Origin of the sequence: Paenibacillus sp. FSL R5-0475, from assembly GCF_038004585.1 — a bacterium.
Taxonomy (GTDB): domain Bacteria; phylum Bacillota; class Bacilli; order Paenibacillales; family Paenibacillaceae; genus Paenibacillus_AQ.
The window spans coordinates 5,619,300-5,636,263 of sequence record NZ_JBBORK010000001.1; the positions used below are offsets into that span (position 1 = coordinate 5,619,300).

General features: G+C 46.1%; 14 protein-coding genes, 2 tRNA genes, 2 rRNA genes and 1 other RNA gene. 18 read left to right on the forward strand and 1 reads right to left on the reverse strand.

The window, feature by feature from the left end; genetic code table 11:
- Nucleotides 1-32: 32 nt before the first annotated feature.
- The gene (locus tag MKX41_RS25210) at nt 33-1,202 is read right to left on the reverse strand and encodes a S8 family peptidase (RefSeq protein ID WP_340973632.1); all 1,170 of its coding nucleotides are present in this window, start codon (nt 1,200-1,202) and stop codon (nt 33-35) included.
- A 458-nt stretch (nt 1,203-1,660) separates the two neighbouring features.
- Here MKX41_RS25210 and rpoE point away from each other — a divergent pair, with 458 nt between their 5' ends.
- The 18 genes from rpoE to MKX41_RS25300 all read left to right on the forward strand — a co-directional run bounded on the left by rpoE (nt 1,661) and on the right by MKX41_RS25300 (nt 16,860).
- A complete protein-coding gene (rpoE, locus tag MKX41_RS25215) occupies nt 1,661-2,212 on the forward strand; it encodes a DNA-directed RNA polymerase subunit delta (protein WP_042183972.1) in 552 nt (183 codons plus the stop codon).
- 326 nt (nt 2,213-2,538) lie between these two features.
- Entirely contained in the window at nt 2,539-4,146 is a 1,608-nt protein-coding gene (locus MKX41_RS25220; RefSeq protein WP_042183974.1) for a CTP synthase, read from the forward strand.
- 370 nt (nt 4,147-4,516) lie between these two features.
- Complete coding sequence (locus tag MKX41_RS25225; RefSeq protein ID WP_042123230.1) at nt 4,517-4,903, forward strand: response regulator; 387 nt, start codon at nt 4,517-4,519, stop codon at nt 4,901-4,903.
- Nucleotides 4,904-5,111: 208 nt separating this feature from the next.
- On the forward strand, nt 5,112-5,966 hold the full coding sequence (gene fba, locus MKX41_RS25230; RefSeq protein ID WP_036679934.1) for a class II fructose-1,6-bisphosphate aldolase: 855 nt from the start codon (nt 5,112-5,114) through the stop codon (nt 5,964-5,966).
- A 187-nt stretch (nt 5,967-6,153) separates the two neighbouring features.
- On the forward strand, nt 6,154-7,407 hold the full coding sequence (locus tag MKX41_RS25235) for a UDP-N-acetylglucosamine 1-carboxyvinyltransferase (RefSeq protein WP_060623903.1): 1,254 nt from the start codon (nt 6,154-6,156) through the stop codon (nt 7,405-7,407).
- A gap of 163 nt (nt 7,408-7,570) precedes the next feature.
- Nucleotides 7,571-8,923: a transcription termination factor Rho gene (gene rho / locus MKX41_RS25240; protein ID WP_042123234.1), complete on the forward strand. Its 1,353-nt coding sequence runs from the start codon at nt 7,571-7,573 to the stop codon at nt 8,921-8,923.
- A 25-nt stretch (nt 8,924-8,948) separates the two neighbouring features.
- Nucleotides 8,949-10,226, forward strand: coding sequence for a radical SAM protein (locus MKX41_RS25245; RefSeq protein WP_340973635.1), 1,278 nt, complete (start codon nt 8,949-8,951; stop codon nt 10,224-10,226).
- A gap of 131 nt (nt 10,227-10,357) precedes the next feature.
- Nucleotides 10,358-10,555 (forward strand): 50S ribosomal protein L31, encoded by a 198-nt coding sequence (gene rpmE, locus MKX41_RS25250; RefSeq protein ID WP_042123239.1) that lies wholly within the window; start codon nt 10,358-10,360, stop codon nt 10,553-10,555.
- 116 nt (nt 10,556-10,671) lie between these two features.
- Nucleotides 10,672-10,940, forward strand: an RNA gene (gene ffs / locus MKX41_RS25255) — signal recognition particle sRNA large type.
- A gap of 137 nt (nt 10,941-11,077) precedes the next feature.
- Nucleotides 11,078-12,853 (forward strand): DNA polymerase III subunit gamma/tau, encoded by a 1,776-nt coding sequence (gene dnaX / locus MKX41_RS25260; RefSeq protein ID WP_076301044.1) that lies wholly within the window; start codon nt 11,078-11,080, stop codon nt 12,851-12,853.
- 47 nt (nt 12,854-12,900) lie between these two features.
- The gene (locus MKX41_RS25265; protein ID WP_042183982.1) at nt 12,901-13,212 is read left to right on the forward strand and encodes a YbaB/EbfC family nucleoid-associated protein; all 312 of its coding nucleotides are present in this window, start codon (nt 12,901-12,903) and stop codon (nt 13,210-13,212) included.
- Between the two features lie 39 nt (nt 13,213-13,251).
- Nucleotides 13,252-13,851 (forward strand): recombination mediator RecR, encoded by a 600-nt coding sequence (recR, locus tag MKX41_RS25270; protein ID WP_042123249.1) that lies wholly within the window; start codon nt 13,252-13,254, stop codon nt 13,849-13,851.
- Between the two features lie 136 nt (nt 13,852-13,987).
- A complete protein-coding gene (locus tag MKX41_RS25275) occupies nt 13,988-14,239 on the forward strand; it encodes a DUF2508 family protein (protein WP_339268124.1) in 252 nt (83 codons plus the stop codon).
- A gap of 43 nt (nt 14,240-14,282) precedes the next feature.
- Nucleotides 14,283-14,540: a pro-sigmaK processing inhibitor BofA family protein gene (locus tag MKX41_RS25280; protein WP_371915754.1), complete on the forward strand. Its 258-nt coding sequence runs from the start codon at nt 14,283-14,285 to the stop codon at nt 14,538-14,540.
- A 302-nt stretch (nt 14,541-14,842) separates the two neighbouring features.
- Nucleotides 14,843-16,400: ribosomal RNA gene (locus MKX41_RS25285) — 16S ribosomal RNA — on the forward strand.
- Nucleotides 16,401-16,524: 124 nt separating this feature from the next.
- A 5S ribosomal RNA gene (gene rrf / locus MKX41_RS25290) occupies nt 16,525-16,641 on the forward strand.
- A 45-nt stretch (nt 16,642-16,686) separates the two neighbouring features.
- A tRNA-Ile gene (locus MKX41_RS25295) sits at nt 16,687-16,763 on the forward strand.
- Between the two features lie 21 nt (nt 16,764-16,784).
- Nucleotides 16,785-16,860, forward strand: a tRNA-Ala gene (locus tag MKX41_RS25300).
- The last annotated feature ends 104 nt before the right edge of the window (nt 16,861-16,964 follow it).

The following is a 16,964-nucleotide window of genomic DNA, read 5'->3' on the forward strand; positions in this document are numbered from 1 at the left end:
TCAGAGTGACCCACCCGGTGCCCGGGTGGGGTCTATACGTTCGCGGATACCGCCCGCTTGGCCCTCACTCCTGCTTTCAGCAGGCGTAGGGCATCGGCAGCGCCGCCGCCAAGGGATGCGCGTCGCTGCCCCTTGCGCAGCCGCACCGGGGACGCGGTACGGCGCAAGAGCAGCTTCAGCTCCCTTGGCGAGAGCCCCGGTCGCACCGCGAGCAGCAGTGCAGCGGCTCCCGTGACATGCGAGGTCGCCATGGAGGTGCCGCTCATCTCTTTGTAGCCCTCCTTCAGCCAACAGGAGGTCACGCCTTCGCCGGGACCATAGACATCGATATAAGAACCGCGGTTGCTGAAGCCGGCAACACGATGTCTTTTATCGATGGCGCCCACGGCAATCGTCTCAGGATAACGTGCGGGATAGTCCCCGCCACGTTTGCCGTCATTGCCGGAGGAGGCGATGATAGCGATTCCGGCTCGGTACGCTTTAATAACCACATTGTGAAGCGCTTTGCTTCTAGTTTTCATTCCGAAGCTCATATTGATGATATCTATTTTGTTCTGCACGCACCAATCAATACCCAGCACAATATCAGACACATAGGCTGATCCACTATGATCAAAAGCCTTGACTGGATATAGTAGTGCCCGTGGTGCTACACCCATCATCCCACGATTTCCCCCTGCTGCCGCTAAGGTCCCGGCGATATGAGTTCCGTGCCCGTTATCATCCAGCGGCAACATTCCGCGGTGTAGTAGGTTGACCCCAGAGGCTAATGAATGCTTCAGATCGGGATGGCGGTAATCAGCTCCTGTATCGATTACGCCGATTTTGACGTGAACTCCAGTTGATTTGGACCATGCCTGAGGAGCATGAATGGCTTTTACTCCCCAAGGGAGTGTAGCGGTTCCGCTTTTTTCGTTAGCTATAGAATGGATTTGTATTTGTAGATCCTCTTCGACATTTAGGAGATCTGCAAATCGGTTCATTAGTTTTCCAGCTCCGGCAGCAGGCACAAAAAAGGCCCGAATCAGCGGAGATACCTGCACTTGCCGCAGCTCAGGCTGCTTCGCTTTCAGCGCCTTCCATTGTGTAAAAGCTCCGGCATACTGGCGGGGATCATTGAAGGTAAGAATACGCCGCTCACCATTGTTGGGGGCAACCGATATTTCTTCAAGAAGCATGTGCCAAAATTTGTAATAGTCCATAGGTTTCGCTGTCCCCTCCTCGGTGCCCTGCTGCCATATTGTATGAGTGGAAGAGGGGGTCCGAATGGGAACTTGCCCTTTTTTAACGAAATGGGCTGCCCATCGTGTCAAAAGACGGCGCTTTACATAAAATAGACAGAAGAGATTAACACTCTCTTTGTAACATCACGTAAGGAGCCGATCCTTGGCGTGGATACAGTCATGCGCGGAGGGTTTCCTCCGCCTTTTTTTATTTAAAAGGAATTATAAGTTTCACACGGGTACATATGTTATGGGCTTATCCTTCTTCAAGATGGAGACAGGTTTCTGCTATGGATAACAGCCTGAAGGCTCTTTCTGTCAGCTGTTACCGCTTTTGACTTGCAATTTGTTGTCAAATAGGTTTTACTTAGTTTTGTTAATGGATATTATTGAAATAAACCGTAATGTGAACAATGCGTGAGAGGAAGTGTCCTTTAGTGAGTACGCCACTCAATTTAAAGCTAGACCCTGAGAAAGTTAAAGAAATGCCGATGGTGGATTTGGCCTTTCTAGTGCTTAAGGCAGCCAATACACCGTATTATTACCGTGATCTGATGGTCGAGGTAGCCAAGTTGCGCGGCATGACCGATCAACAAAGCCAAGATACTATTGCCCAGTTATATACCGAGATTAACATTGATGGGCGTTTTGCCTGTGTCGGAACCAACCTTTGGGGATTGAAACGCTGGTATCCTCTAGAGCGCTCTGATGATCCGGTTGGTAACACCAAACGCGTGCGTATCATCAACGATGAAGACGATGATTTGGAAGATGACGACTTTGCTGAAGAAGAAGAAAACTACGCTGCTGAAGAAGAGGATTTCGACGCTATCGACGAAGATCGCGACGACCTCTATTCCGACGACGACAGCGAAGAAGAAGTCGACGAAGATGTCGTGATCGATGAAGATGACATAGACGAAGATGACTCAGATGAAGACGATGCAGAAGATGACTCAGATGAAGACGATGCAGAAGCTGACAAGTAAGATAAATAATTTCAAAGAGTCTTGCTGATGGTATAATTCCTCCCTTGACAGTGGGGGAACGTCAGAGTAAACTATTGCATGGGCTTATCATGTAAGTTAATAAACGCGTTTCTTAAAATAAAAAGTGCCCCGGTTCTACGGGTGTCACTTTTTTGTTTTTTTAGATGCAAAGTAGCTGTAGTTTTATGTAATTTGCGGGACGACATTTTATGTTTTCCCCGGTGAATCAAACTTTTGATTTCCCCTGTTTTGATGATAGTAAAACGGGTTACGATAAACACCATGCGCCGCTTTTATGTCTGGACTTTATTTAGGAGGGTTTTACAGTGACAAAGTATATTTTTGTAACGGGTGGCGTTGTGTCTTCCCTGGGCAAGGGCATTACCGCCGCTTCGCTGGGCAGGCTGCTCAAAAACAGAGGTCTAAAGGTAACGATTCAGAAATTTGATCCGTATCTTAACGTAGACCCTGGAACGATGAGTCCTTATCAGCACGGTGAAGTATTCGTAACCGATGACGGTGCGGAGACTGACCTTGACCTTGGACACTATGAACGGTTTATTGATATTAATCTGTCAAAGAACAACAATGTGACGACAGGTAAGATCTATTCATCCGTAATCAGCAAGGAACGTCGTGGAGAGTATTTGGGCGGAACTGTACAAGTTATCCCACACATTACGAATGAGATCAAAGAACGCGTGTTCCGTGCAGGCCGCGAGACCAACTCTGATGTTGTAATCACAGAGATTGGTGGAACCGTAGGTGATATTGAAAGTCTTCCGTTCCTGGAAGCCATTCGTCAGATCAAGAGTGATATCGGACGGGAAAATGTGATGTATATCCACGTAACCTTGATTCCTTATATCAAGGCTGCTGGAGAAGTGAAGACAAAGCCGACACAACACAGTGTTAAAGAGCTGCGCAGTATCGGTATTCAACCGAATGTCATCGTGTGCCGTACGGAATATGAGCTTTCCGCAGATATGAAAGCGAAGATCGCACTCTTTTGCGATATTGATGCTAATGCTGTTGTGGAATGCCGCGATGCTTCAACGTTGTATGAAGTTCCATTGAATCTTCGTGATGAAGGATTGGACGAGATTGTTGTTAATCATTTGAAGCTTACGACACCTGCACCAGATATGCGTGAATGGGAAAGTATGCTTGAACGGATTCAGAAGCTTGAAAAAACAGTGGAAATTGCGATTGTTGGTAAGTACGTAGCACTGCATGACGCTTATTTGAGCGTTGTTGAATCACTTTCACACGCAGGCTTTGCTGCTAATGCAGAGGTTAAGATTCGCTGGGTGAATGCAGAGGAAATTACGGATGAGAACGTGGATGAAATGCTGCGTGGTATTGGTGGTATTCTTGTTCCTGGTGGTTTCGGTGATCGGGGAATTGAAGGTAAAATCTCCGCGATTCGTTATGCCCGTGAGAAATTGATACCTTTCTTCGGAATTTGCTTAGGTATGCAAGTTTCCGTAATCGAATATGGCCGTTCTGTTCTAGGTCTACAAGGTGCAAATAGCTCCGAAATCGATCCGAACACACCATATCCACTGATCGATCTGCTTCCTGAGCAGAAGGATATTGAAGATATGGGCGGTACTATGCGTCTTGGCTTGTATCCTTGTAAGATTGCTGAGGGTTCCCTGGCAATGTCTTGCTACGATGATGAACTGGTTTATGAGCGTCACCGTCACCGGTATGAGTTCAACAATACGTACCGTGATGAGATTGAAAAAGCAGGTCTGGTTATTTCCGGAACCTCTCCAGATGGCCGTTTAGTTGAGATCGTAGAGCTTCCGGGACATCCTTGGTTCTTGTCGGTTCAATTCCATCCGGAATTCACTTCACGTCCAAACCGTCCGCAACCGTTGTTCCGTGATTTCGTCAAAGCTTCTTTGACTCATTCCGAACAGCAGTAATTTTGTAAATATAATTGGAACCTACGGGTTTTATATCAAACCTGAAGAGCCTCCCATAGGAGGCTCTTTTTTTTTAACTATTCGAAAGTATAAGTTGTTCATCTATCCTATATGTCTAATATTTTTCGCTTAAACGCTTACCGTCCTTATAGGGACGCCGAAGGTGTTTATGCCTGTTTGTCCATTTTGAAGAGCTCCGTAAATGACATCACTGTAATTCAGACTCTTTATTTACCCATTTTATCCAATTAGCAGGATTTGAGCAGTGAAGCACGAATAATAGGTTTCGTATGGGTTAGTTTCTGAAGGGGCCGTTAGCTGTGGAGAGCGCGGTATAGTCAATCTGGCTTAATCTCTGGGAGGGTATTATATGGAAAAAAAGAAAGTGTTAATTGTCGATGATCAGAATGGGATTCGGATTCTTCTTATGGAAGTGTTCAATAGCGAAGGATATACGACATTTCAAGCAGCTAACGGAAAATTGGCCTTAGACATTGTTCGCAGTGAGTCTCCTGACTTGGTTTTGCTCGATATGAAAATACCGGGAATGGATGGACTCGAGATTCTGAAGCATCTGAAGGAACTAAATCCATCCATTAAGGTCATAATGATGACCGCTTATGGGGAGCTGGATATGATTAAGGAAGCAACCAAGCTAGGCGCATTGATGCATTTCACAAAGCCATTTGACATCGATGAAATGCGGGTAGCGGTCAATATGCATCTTCATAATAAGTCTGTAGATCAATGCAGTTAAAGTGATATTTTCTGTATCGATTCTATTTGGTTATGGTGATTATAAACAGTTTGAGTGCAAATGCTATACGGGCTGGATAAAAATCGTCCCACCGGGACATTTTTTTGTTTATCCTATTTAGTATTTGACTCAGGATGTGTTATAATAAGCCTGTATGTGATGTCGGTTTAAAAACATAGCCAACCAACATTCTTAGGAGGATGAAACCATGCCATTAGTATCTATGACAGACATGTTGAACAAAGCACTTGAAGGAAAATACGCAGTAGGTCAGTACAACATTAACAACTTGGAGTGGACACAAGCTATTCTTGGTGCCGCTGAACAAGAGAAATCACCAGTAATCCTTGGTGTATCCGAAGGCGCAGCACGTCACATGGGCGGCTTCACTACTGTTGTTAAAATGGTAGAAGGTCTAATTATCGATATGAATATCACAGTTCCTGTAGCGATCCACCTTGACCATGGATCTAGCTTTGATAAATGTAAAGCAGCAATTGATGCTGGATTTACATCCGTAATGATCGACGGTTCCCACCACCCAATCGATGAGAACATTGATATGACTAAAAAAGTCGTTGAATATGCTCACGCTAAAGGTGTTTCTGTAGAAGCAGAAGTAGGTACTGTTGGTGGACAAGAAGACGACGTTATCGGCGGCATCATGTATGCTAAGCTTGATGAGTGCGTACGTATTGTTAAAGAAACAGGTATCGACACTTTGGCTCCTGCACTAGGTTCCGTTCATGGACCTTACCATGGCGAGCCTAACCTCGGATTTAAAGAAATGGAAGAAATCCGCGACGCTACTAACATCCCAATGGTTCTTCATGGTGGTACAGGTATTCCTGAACATGACATCAAGAAAGCTATCTCCTTGGGTACTTCCAAAATCAACGTAAACACTGAGAACCAAATCGTGTTCGCAAAAGTTGTTCGCGAAGTTCTAGCTGCTAAACCTGATGCTTACGATCCACGTACATTCATCGCACCAGGTCGCGATGCGATCAAAGAAACCGTTATCGGTAAAATCCGCGAATTTGGATCCAACAACAAAGCCTAATCATTGTTAGCTTCCGCCACAGGTGGACAAGCAATTTGTAAAGGGCAGGGTGTAGCTCTGCCCAGTTGAATAGTTTGATGAGGAAAGCACACCGCTTAGCCGGTGTCTTTCCATTTTCATCACTAAAAGTCCACAGCACGTATTGCCCACACAGCTGCAATACACGTAGGGGGAAATTGATAAATCTATGGAAAAATTAATGATTGGCGGTGGACGTCCGCTAGAGGGCGTTGTAACCATCAGTGGAGCAAAGAATAGTGCTATTGCACTTATTCCTGCGGCGATTTTGGCCGAATCTGAAGTTGTTCTTGATAATTTACCGTCCCTTAGTGATGTAGCCGTTTACTCCGAAATCTTGCAAGAGCTTGGCGCAAGTGTATCTTGGTCAGGCAACCAGATGAAAATTGATCCTTCGCGTATTGTATCTATACCTATGCCTAATGGTCCGGTTAAGAAACTTCGAGCTTCGTATTATATGATGGGAGCTCTACTTGGAAGATTCAAAGAAGCGACAATAGGTCTACCCGGTGGTTGTAACTTCGAACCTCGTCCAATCGATCAGCATATCAAAGGATTCGAGGCACTGGGAGCAACAGTTACCAACGAACATGGTTCTATCCACTTATATGCTAAAGAGCTACGCGGTGCGAAGATTTATTTAGACGTATCAAGCGTAGGTGCCACTATTAACATCATGCTGGCGGCTTCACGTGCCAAAGGCTCCACAATTATTGAAAATGCGGCTAAAGAGCCTGAGATTATAGATGTAGCAACCCTATTGAACTCTATGGGCGCTGTTATTAAAGGCGCCGGTACAGAAACCATCAGAATCGAAGGGGTATCGGAGATGCACGGTTGCCGTCACTCCATTATTCCCGATCGGATTCAAGCAGGAACTTATATGATTGCCGCTGCGGCTACGCGTGGTAATGTGTTGATAGATAACGTTATTCCTAAGCACTTGGAAGCTTTAACGGCCAAGCTTTTAGAGATGGGCGTTGATATTGAAGAGCTTGACGAAAGTATTCGCGTTATAGGTAGAGCTAAATATGAGCACGCAGATGTCAAAGCGTTGACCTATCCTGGCTTTCCTACAGATTTACAATCTCCTATGACAAGTATGTTGACACAGGCGGAAGGCGTTAGTGTGCTTAGCGATTTCGTCTACAGCAACCGTTTTAAACATGTGCCAGAATTGGTACGGATGGGCGCGAAAATACGCGTTGAAGGCCGTTCTGCAATTATTGAGGGTGGTAAGCTTAACGCTGCAAAGGTGAAAGCGACTGATTTACGGGCAGGCGCTGCTCTTGTCATTGCTGGATTGACAGTAGGGGATGGGATCACCGAGGTGACCGGCGTAGAATATATTGACCGTGGTTATGATAATTTAGTGAGCAACCTTCGACAACTTGGTGCTCATGTTTGGCGTGAGAATGAATAAAATTAGGATATCCCGTTTGGGAGGAGGTTTATTTGCTTATTTACCGCATATATCCTTCCAAATTGGGTATTAATATCCTAATGGGCATTTTAATAGACTCATCATTTTGCCTAGTAGATAGACTAGGGCGAACTCATTTAAAAATTGAATAGGTGGTTATTACATGGATCTTCAAATTTCCGATTTGGAAGAAATGAAGCTGACCGAGTTGTATAAGCTGGCCAAGAAATACCAGATCCCTTATTACGGACAGCTGAAGAAACGGGAACTGATCTTTGCGATCCTTCGGGCACAGGCAGAGCAAAGCGGTCTTATGTTTATGGAAGGCGTACTGGAAATTCTACCCGAGGGTTATGGATTTCTAAGGCCGATTAACTATTTGCCTAGCGCTGAAGATATTTATATCTCAGCCTCACAAATTCGGAAGTTTGATCTCAGAAGCGGAGATCTTGTATCTGGGAAATGCCGGACGCCGAAAGAAAATGAACGATATTTTGGCCTGCTTCAAGTCAATGCCGTTAATGGCGAGAACCCTGCTAGCGCAGCGGAGCGACTACATTTTCCAGCATTAACACCACTTTATCCGCAAGACAAGCTACCGCTTGAAACATCCCCTACTCATTTGTCTACCCGAATAATGGATTTGCTCGCTCCTGTAGGTTTGGGGCAGCGGGGTTTGATTGTAGCACCTCCTAAAGCAGGAAAAACGCTCCTCTTGAAAGAAATTGCCAATAGTATTTCCACTAATAATCCTGAGATTGAACTCTTTGTATTGCTAATAGATGAGCGTCCCGAAGAAGTAACTGATATGCAGCGTTCAGTAAAAGGCGAAGTGGTTGCATCGACGTTTGATGAGCTTCCAGAGAATCATATTAAAGTGGCCGAACTTGTGTTGCAAAGAGCTCTTCGTTTAGTTGAGCACAAGAAGGATGTAGTTATTCTTTTAGACAGCATTACCCGTCTTGCACGTGCGTATAATCTTGTGGTTCCACCATCTGGACGCACGCTTAGTGGGGGGATTGACCCAGCAGCCTTTCATCGGCCGAAACGGTTTTTTGGCTCTGCACGGAATGTAGAAGAGGGCGGTTCACTGACTATTTTAGCAACTGCTTTAATTGATACCGGATCACGTATGGATGATATTATTTATGAAGAGTTTAAGGGTACTGGTAATATGGAGCTTCATTTGGACCGAAAATTGGCGGAACGCCGTATATTCCCTGCTATTGATATTCGTCGTTCAGGTACACGTCGTGAAGAAGTGCTCTTGAGCAAAGAAGAGCTTGATACGATCTGGGCGATTCGCAAAAATATGAATGAATCCTACGATTTTGTGGAGGGATTCATCAAAAAGCTGCGTGATACAAAGACTAATGCTGAATTCTTAGCATCATTTGACGTTGCGGGAGCTAAACAATCGCCAAATGGAACTGCAAGTAGCGGAGGAACTTCCAACAGTGGTACGGCTGCTCGTCGCACAACACGGGCAAAGACTTCTTCAGTACCTACAACTTGAGAATTGATAATAAGAGGAGACTAACATGTATTTGGTATATGCCGACGGGCAAGGAAACGTATATGATCATCCAGAACTGTACGGGTTAGCCCGTAGTGGGGATATGATCGTTGAAATGTTGGAGGAAGAGTTGATTCCGCTGCCTGAAGGCGCCACTCTTGTGGGCTTGCCTAGTACGCGGGCTGTGGGTATGGATCCTGAGACAGGTGAAATGATGGCGTTGCCGGATGGCTCACAGGCTGTAGGCGCGCTGCTGCCTCAGGGCTATACTCGCTTGTGTCTTCCTGGGTATGTAAAGACAGATAAGTCTTACAAGCTTCCTCTGTTTGGGTATTCGGCTGTAGTGTGGAAGGATGGCGGGTTCTATGTTGCGGCGGATCCAACCGATAATCCGGAGAAGTGGAACCCACTGAACTGTGATAAACAGGATCTTGAGGTAAGCGTTGGCGAGTTGACTGCCAAATATCCTGATAACCGTCTCTATGAGCATCTTTCTAACTGTGCGCTTGGTTATGAATGCCTGACTTCCTCCAACACCTTCTTAGGGCGTTGGGAGGGCGGTGTACCTGTCTCTTATTCATGTAATGCTGGATGTTTTGGCTGTATTTCTGAGCAACCTGATGATAGTGGTTTTGTGTCTCCGCAGACTCGTATGAATTTCCGGCCAACGGTCAATGAAATTTCACAAGTTATGTTGGAGCACTTGAAGACGCCTGAATCGATTATCAGTTTTGGACAAGGCTGTGAAGGTGAGCCTTCTACGCAGGCAAAACTTATTATAGAAGCAATCCGTGAAGTGCGCTCGATTACTGACATGGGCTACATTAATATCAACACCAATGCTGGCTTAAGCGATCATATTCGTGGAATCGTCGATGCTGGGCTGGATTTGATGCGTGTCAGCACGATTAGTGCTCTAGATGATCATTACAATGCTTATTACAAACCACGTGGCTACACATTGGCTAATGTAGAGAAGTCTTTGAAATATGCTGCCTCGCAAGGTGTTTACACATCGATCAACTATCTGATTTTCCCTGGAGTAACTGATCGCGAAGAAGAGATTGAGGCGATGGTGGAGTTTGTAAGACGTACGGATCTGAAGTTTATTCAGATGCGTAATCTGAACATTGATCCAGAGAGTTATCTGGAGTTAATTCCTCCTGCTAAAGGTGAAATTCTCGGCATGAAGACGATGCTGGAAATTTTCCGGGACGAATTGCCGGATGTTGTTATTGGTTCTTACACACATGTACCACCAGCAAATATGGCTCGGGTAAAGCAACGGCAACTCAACATTTAATAGATTAAATGTACCAATGAATTACCAATGAAACATATTGATCAATTGAATTTTTCGTGCTAAAATACCACAGTGTAATCATATAACTCTGGGTCCGCATGAGGCTTAGGGCATGAGAGGTGAAATTCAAAATGCAAGCAGCAATTCAACCAAAGTATAACTTAACTAAGGTAACCTGCGCATGTGGCAACTCTTTCGAAGCTGGCTCTGTTAAACAAGAGCTTCGTGTTGAAATTTGCTCCAGCTGCCATCCTTTCTTCACTGGCAAGCAGAAGTTCCTGGATGCCGGCGGTCGCGTTGATAAATTCAAGAAGAAATACGGTATCTAATTGGAATAGCCGCTTAGCGGCTTAATGGTTAGATCGAGCTCCCAGCTTTCTCGCTGGGGGCTCATTTTATGTCTTGGAGTTGATTTTTGTCCGAGCGTGAGCTATACTTATCTTCGCCGTGCTAGACGGGGAGGTAGCGGTGCCCTGTAACTCGCAATCCGCTGTAGCGAGGTTGAATTCCTGTTAGAGGTGCTATCGATGTGAGGCCTTGGTTCCTACGGGCTGTGTTGACGGTTGGGTCCTCCGCAATGAGTGCTTATGAACCTGGTCAGGTCCGGAAGGAAGCAGCCATAAGTAAGTTTACTCTTGTGCCGGAGGGTGGCCTAGCCCGAGCAGTCATGTAGGGTTGCCGCTTGGATCGTAGTCATCAATAACAGGTGCACGGTTTATAATTCTGTTTATAACAGCATCTTTGCCACAAGCAAAGATGCTTTTTGTTTTTGGTCAATAGCCGATGAATATAGTATAATAAATTTGCGACAAATGCCGGGAAAGAGGCAGCCTAAGAGAGGGTAATGCATAGTGGAACATATCGCGCTGTACCGTGCTTGGCGGCCGCAGTCGTTTCAAGACATGGTTGGACAACAGCACATTATCCAAACGCTGCAGAACGCAATTCGTGAACAGCGGGTTTCGCATGCCTATCTGTTCAGTGGTCCGCGGGGAACTGGTAAGACAAGTGCTGCTAAAGTCTTAGCGAAAGCGGTCAATTGTGAACGTGGGCCAGGTCCGGAGCCTTGCAACGAGTGTCCTTCCTGCTTGCGAATCACTGCAGGTAATGTGATGGATGTGCAGGAAATAGACGCGGCATCCAACCGGGGCGTAGAAGAGATTCGTGACCTCCGGGACAAGGTGAAATATGCACCTACCGAGGTGCGCCGTAAAGTGTATATTATTGATGAAGTGCATATGCTGACAACAGAAGCATTTAATGCGCTATTAAAGACATTGGAAGAACCGCCGTCACATGCAATGTTCATCCTTGCGACTACGGAACCTCATAAATTGCCAGCGACGATCATTTCTCGTTGTCAGCGTTTTGACTTCCGCAGAGTAGCTTTGGAAGAGCAGACAGCACATCTAAGTGCTATCTGTGAGAAGGAAGGGATTACAGCCGATGTTAACGCATTGCAGTATATTGCCCGCCTTTCTGATGGGGGTATGCGCGATGCAGTGAGTTTGCTGGATCAGATTTCATCTTTTACAGATGGCAAAGTTACGTACGAACAAGTGCTGGGGATGACCGGAGGGATACCCTCTGAGCAATTTGCACGTCTTGCCACTGCCATATTGGAAGGTGATATGGGTCTTCTGCTGGAGCTTGTTGAACAGCTTATGCATGAAGGTAAGAGTGCTGATAAATGTCTAGAGAATCTTATGTATTATTTCCGTGATTTATTGATGATTAAGATGGTACCTGGGGCCGATCAACTGACGGAGCGAGTGCTTAATCCCGCCGAGTTTAAAGATATGGCCACCGCATTTTCCCGGGATCGTCTGTTTCAGATCGTAGATACACTTAATAAGTACCTGGGTGAAATGAAATATGCTACTCATCCGCAGACTTTGTTTGAAGTCGCACTGATGAAGCTTTGTAGCTTGCAGCAAGAGGAAAGTGAGACCGCATCAGCTGCTCCGTTAGGTGCATTGCAGGCTGGGTCAGGGGCGAATGCTCCTGCAGTCCACTCTGGTGAACTGGATCTGCTCAAGAGACAGATTACTGCGCTGGAGAAAAAGCTGGAGCAGGCATTGCAGGCCGGTGGTATTTCCGGAGGTGGGCGAGATGGTGCCTCTTCTGCGAAATCGAATCCGACTCCAAGTTCTGCGCCTAGAATCTCTGCAACCTCCAAAATGCCTCCAAATGTTGATAAGTTTATTGCTGGTAAGGATAGTCCTGATTTTGCAGCTATCTATAAACAGTGGAGTCTTGTCTTGCAAGGGGTAAAAGAGGAGAAGGTAACGGTTCATGCGTGGTTTGTAGACGGAGAACCTGTATCTGTAATGGACGACGCTGTGCTTGTTGCGTTTAAGAACACGATTCATCGTGATACAACGGAGAAGCCAGCAAACAGACAGGTCATTGAGAATGTGTTTGCAGCGCGTCTTGGTAAACCTTATAGACTGGTAACTATAATGCAGCGCGATTGGAACGAAGCCGCTCAGAAGTCAGTGGGACAGCCTAGCAAAGAAGAGTTGCGGCTAGAGCATGAACATGATACTGCAGATGCGAAATCTGAACCTTGGATTGATGAGGCTATCCAGCTTTTTGGAGAAGACCTTGTTGTCATAAAAGAGTAATGTAAGCATACTAGCGCAAATTGCGCATTCCAAAGGAGAGATGATGTATGAATAATATGAACCAAATGATGAAGCAAGTTAAGAAAATGCAGGAGCAAATGCTTAAGGCTCAAGAAGAACTAGGTGGCAAGGTGATTGAAGGCTCATCAGGTGGTGGAGTAGTTACAGTTCAAGTTAATGGCCACAAAAAGTTGCTTTCTATCCAAATCAAGCCAGAAGCTGTTGATCCGGAAGATGTTGAAATGCTACAGGATTTGGTAATCACTGCAGTTAATGATGCTTTGACTCAAGCTGAAGACCTTGCGAACAATGATATGGGTAAATTTACTGGTGGAATGAAGATCCCAGGCTTGTTCTAATTCACTCACTCCACTTTCGTCTAAAGGAGAATTATTAATTTGTATTATCCCGAACCGCTAGCCAAGCTGATCGATGCTTTTACGCGCTTGCCCGGGATTGGGCCGAAGACAGCCGCCCGGTTAGCTTTTCATGTGCTTAACATGAAAGAGGATGACGTCATTGATTTTGCTAAAGCGCTAGTAAGTGTCAAGCGTAATCTTCATTATTGCTCCGTCTGCTGTAATATTACGGATACGGACCCGTGTAAGATATGTCAGGACAAAACTAGAGATCCTTCAGTAATCTGTGTGATCCAAGACTCCAAGGATTTGGTGGCAATAGAACGAACCAAAGAGTTTAATGGGTATTATCACGTTCTTCAGGGTGCGATTTCACCTATGGAAGGTATTGGCCCTGATGATATTCGCTTGAAGGAATTATTGACTCGTTTGAGTGATGAAAGAGTGAGTGAGCTTATCATGGCGACTAACCCCAACATTGAGGGTGAGGCAACGGCGATGTATATTTCTCGTTTAGTTCGGCCTTTTGAGATTAAAATCACCAGAATAGCCCATGGCTTGCCTGTTGGTGGCGATCTTGAATATGCTGACGAGGTTACCTTGTCCAAAGCGTTGGAAGGTCGTCGTGAGCTATTCTAGTAGCTCTAAAGTCGTGTTTTTCAAAAGGAGGCCCCCTGGGCCTCCTTTTTTTGTTCTAAGTTTGTCCCTATCCCGATATGAATGAGAATAACGAGATGTAATTTTGCATCGAAATTATTCTGAGGAGGAATGAGTAATGGGATGGTGGAGCTCATTGTGGCGGGGAGTAGATGAAGAACAGGGTAGAAAAGATACGGAGGGCTGGGAAACGTTGCTGGAGGTTCGTAAGGCGCAATCTGAGTGGGAGAGAGCGTACCTAATGTTTGATGAAGCGTTGGGTCAAGATCAAATTGATTATGCTATTTATATTTTAGAGGCAGCAGAGCGCAAGTATCAGATACATCTTAAACATGCAAAGAGCATTGGATTAAATAGCAGTCAGATGTAGGCGCTAACCAAATGGAAATATAGGAGGGATCAACATGCTAAGAATGTTAGCTATAGGAGTACTGGTCATATCGGTTGTATTGTTGAGTGTAATTGTATTCCGGAAAAAACTTGGCTTTGGATGGCTTAGTCTGTTCGGAGCTCATTTGGTACTGGCTGCGCTCGCGATATATGTAGTGAATTTCTCGGGTTTAATCACACAAGTTCATATTCCCTTGAATCCCGCAACCATAGGCGCAGTAACGGTTCTTGGCCTTCCAGGCGTAGTAATGTTAATAGGATTAAGAATTATTTTGTTTTAATGCTTGACGTGAGTTTGAAAAATATGATACATTAAGTCTCGCCCCTTTGGACAAGATGTTGATTAACAACTTGCTGAAACGGTAAGCGAAAAAAAGAAATTAAAAAAACGCTTGACGAAAACAAAGGTGCTGTGATATATTATAAAGGTCGCTGCTGACAAGCAACGACAACGAAAGATGAGACATTGATCTTTGAAAACTGAACAACGAGTGAGTAGGAAATCACGAAAGTGAAATCCAAGATTAGAGAATTAATTTTCTCGTCAGATGTTTCAAAATGAGCATATCGCTCTTTTCAATACTAATTGGAGAGTTTGATCCTGGCTCAGGACGAACGCTGGCGGCGTGCCTAATACATGCAAGTCGAGCGGAGTTATTTTGAAAGCTTGCTTTCAAGATAACTTAGCGGCGGACGGGTGAGTAACACGTAGGCAACCTGCCCCTTAGACTGGGATAACTACCGGAAACGGTAGCTAATACCGGATAATTTCTTTTTTCTCCTGAAGAAAGAATGAAAGACGGAGCAATCTGTCACTGAGGGATGGGCCTGCGGCGCATTAGCTAGTTGGTGGGGTAACGGCCCACCAAGGCGACGATGCGTAGCCGACCTGAGAGGGTGAACGGCCACACTGGGACTGAGACACGGCCCAGACTCCTACGGGAGGCAGCAGTAGGGAATCTTCCGCAATGGACGAAAGTCTGACGGAGCAACGCCGCGTGAGTGATGAAGGTTTTCGGATCGTAAAGCTCTGTTGCCAGGGAAGAACGTCCGGTAGAGTAACTGCTATCGGAGTGACGGTACCTGAGAAGAAAGCCCCGGCTAACTACGTGCCAGCAGCCGCGGTAATACGTAGGGGGCAAGCGTTGTCCGGAATTATTGGGCGTAAAGCGCGCGCAGGCGGTCATTTAAGTCTGGTGTTTAAACCTTGGGCTCAACCTGAGGTCGCACTGGAAACTGGGTGACTTGAGTACAGAAGAGGAAAGTGGAATTCCACGTGTAGCGGTGAAATGCGTAGATATGTGGAGGAACACCAGTGGCGAAGGCGACTTTCTGGGCTGTAACTGACGCTGAGGCGCGAAAGCGTGGGGAGCAAACAGGATTAGATACCCTGGTAGTCCACGCCGTAAACGATGAGTGCTAGGTGTTAGGGGTTTCGATACCCTTGGTGCCGAAGTTAACACAGTAAGCACTCCGCCTGGGGAGTACGGTCGCAAGACTGAAACTCAAAGGAATTGACGGGGACCCGCACAAGCAGTGGAGTATGTGGTTTAATTCGAAGCAACGCGAAGAACCTTACCAGGTCTTGACATCCCTCTGAATCCACTAGAGATAGTGGCGGCCTTCGGGACAGAGGAGACAGGTGGTGCATGGTTGTCGTCAGCTCGTGTCGTGAGATGTTGGGTTAAGTCCCGCAACGAGCGCAACCCTTAACTTTAGTTGCCAGCAGGTTAAGCTGGGCACTCTAGAGTGACTGCCGGTGACAAACCGGAGGAAGGTGGGGATGACGTCAAATCATCATGCCCCTTATGACCTGGGCTACACACGTACTACAATGGCCGGTACAACGGGAAGCGAAACCGCGAGGTGAAGCCAATCCCATCAAAGCCGGTCTCAGTTCGGATTGCAGGCTGCAACTCGCCTGCATGAAGTCGGAATTGCTAGTAATCGCGGATCAGCATGCCGCGGTGAATACGTTCCCGGGTCTTGTACACACCGCCCGTCACACCACGAGAGTTTACAACACCCGAAGTCGGTGGGGTAACCCGCAAGGGAGCCAGCCGCCGAAGGTGGGGTAGATGATTGGGGTGAAGTCGTAACAAGGTAGCCGTATCGGAAGGTGCGGCTGGATCACCTCCTTTCTATGGAGAATCGTCTTCTGCAATGAAGACATTCAAATCGGAAGTTAAACTTCCACAATAGAACCTTCGGGTTCGAACACTCACTCGTGTTCAGTTTTGAAAGAGCAAGTCTCTTTCGTATGCGTTTGGTGGCGATAGCGGAGGGGTTCCACACGTACCCATCCCGAACACGACCGTTAAGCCCTCCAGCGCCGATGGTACTTGGACCGAAGGGTCCTGGGAGAGTAGGACGCCGCCAAGCGGACAACCATTCTTTGGTTGATTCACAATATTATATATGTTATATGGGCTTTTAGCTCAGTTGGTTAGAGCGCACCTCTGATAAGGGTGAGGTCGGTGGTTCGAGTCCACCAAGGCCCACCATATGACATTATATCCTTTTATGGGGCCATAGCTCAGCTGGGAGAGCGCCTGCCTTGCAAGCAGGAGGTCAGCGGTTCGATCCCGCTTGGCTCCACCATAATTTTAATTCAATACCTTCTTTAAACTTGATCCTTGAAAACTGGATACCGAAACGAATTTGCGTTTTAGAACATCTTTTAGCAACTTGTGTAAACAAGTAAA

Coding starts and splice junctions, on each gene's coding strand:
- rpmE (WP_042123239.1), top strand. CDS start 10,358: ATGCAAGCAGCAATTCAACCAAAGTATAACTTAACTAAGGTAACCTGC.
- MKX41_RS25225 (WP_042123230.1), top strand. CDS start 4,517: ATGGAAAAAAAGAAAGTGTTAATTGTCGATGATCAGAATGGGATTCGG.
- MKX41_RS25275 (WP_339268124.1), top strand. CDS start 13,988: ATGGGATGGTGGAGCTCATTGTGGCGGGGAGTAGATGAAGAACAGGGT.
- MKX41_RS25245 (WP_340973635.1), top strand. CDS start 8,949: ATGTATTTGGTATATGCCGACGGGCAAGGAAACGTATATGATCATCCA.
- MKX41_RS25235 (WP_060623903.1), top strand. CDS start 6,154: ATGGAAAAATTAATGATTGGCGGTGGACGTCCGCTAGAGGGCGTTGTA.
- rho (WP_042123234.1), top strand. CDS start 7,571: ATGGATCTTCAAATTTCCGATTTGGAAGAAATGAAGCTGACCGAGTTG.
- MKX41_RS25280 (WP_371915754.1), top strand. CDS start 14,283: ATGTTAGCTATAGGAGTACTGGTCATATCGGTTGTATTGTTGAGTGTA.
- MKX41_RS25265 (WP_042183982.1), top strand. CDS start 12,901: ATGAATAATATGAACCAAATGATGAAGCAAGTTAAGAAAATGCAGGAG.
- fba (WP_036679934.1), top strand. CDS start 5,112: ATGCCATTAGTATCTATGACAGACATGTTGAACAAAGCACTTGAAGGA.
- MKX41_RS25210 (WP_340973632.1), bottom strand. CDS start 1,202: ATGGACTATTACAAATTTTGGCACATGCTTCTTGAAGAAATATCGGTT.